Genomic DNA, 1,103 nt, shown 5'->3' with positions numbered 1-1,103 from the left:
GCCTCATGCGGTCTTTCGGTATTATAAATCGTTAACCATTCTTCGGTTATTCTCCTTGCTTGTGCTAAGTTGTTAAAAAGATATAAATCGAGTACTTCAGTACGATAGGTACGATTAAATCGTTCAATATAACCATTTTGATAAGGACTACCGGGCTGGATATAATCAATGTTTATACCATGTAACTTTGCCCAGTTTATAAAGGTTTTTCCTGTAAATTCTGGTCCATTATCGCCTCGTATTTTTAATGGATAGCCATGATATTCGGCCAGTTTATCTAAGTAACGGGTAACTCTCCCTGCCGACAAGCTTACTGCAATATCAATGCCTAGCGCCTCACGATTAAAGTCATCGATGACATTGAATGTCCTAAAGCGACGTTGATTACGACTACTGTCACTCATAAAATCCATTGACCAACATTCACCTTGTTTATTGGGTGCTAATAGCCTTTCTGGGCTTCGTGAAAGAATGCGCTGTTTACGCTTTACCCTGAGATTAAGCTTTAATTCACAATACACCCGATACACCCGTTTATGATTCCATTTATAGCCGAGCTTTCTGATACGTTTAAAACATTTGGGAAAGCCCCAGCGTAAATGCCGGTCTGTGATAGCATTCAACACCGAAACAATCACTGAATCATCCGGTAACTTAGGTTGATAATAGTAAGCACAACGGCTTAAGCCAACAATGGCACAACTCATAGCAATAGTAACAGAATGATTTTGTTGTAGTTGCTGTGCCCACATTTGACGTGCCTTTGTGGGCACTAAAGCTTTTTTATGATTTCTTCCTGAAGCTGGGATTTTAAGCTCAGTTCGGCAAACATCTGCTTAAGCTTGCGGTTTTCGGCCTCCAGCTCCTTTAAGCGTTTGATGTCCGAAGTTTCCATTCCGCCGTATTTTTCCCGCCATTTATAGAAAGTTGAATTCCCCATGCCATATTTACGACAGAGTTCCTTGACAGGAATACCCGCTTCAGCTTCTTTTAAAATAGCGACGATTTGATGTTCAGTCATTTTTTTCATAATTAAATCCCCTTTACTTTTATCATAGAGAATTTTCTACTTTTTTGCTGTACTATTTTAGGGGATAGTTACA

General features: G+C 39.4%; 2 protein-coding genes. Both read right to left on the bottom strand.

The window, feature by feature from the left end:
- A partial coding sequence (locus tag ACYIAM_RS13010; RefSeq protein WP_483748557.1) for an IS3 family transposase occupies window positions 1-752 on the bottom strand: 752 nt, incomplete at its 3' end.
- A gap of 20 nt (window positions 753-772) precedes the next feature.
- Window positions 773-1,030 (bottom strand): transposase, encoded by a 258-nt coding sequence (locus ACYIAM_RS13005; RefSeq protein ID WP_034909955.1) that lies wholly within the window; start codon window positions 1,028-1,030, stop codon window positions 773-775.
- Between the last annotated feature and the right edge of the window lie 73 nt (window positions 1,031-1,103).

The sequence above is a fragment of the Gilliamella sp. X-60 genome, assembly GCF_057063585.1.
Note: the sequence above shows the minus strand (reverse complement) of the source record. Positions and strands in the feature narration are given on the sequence as shown.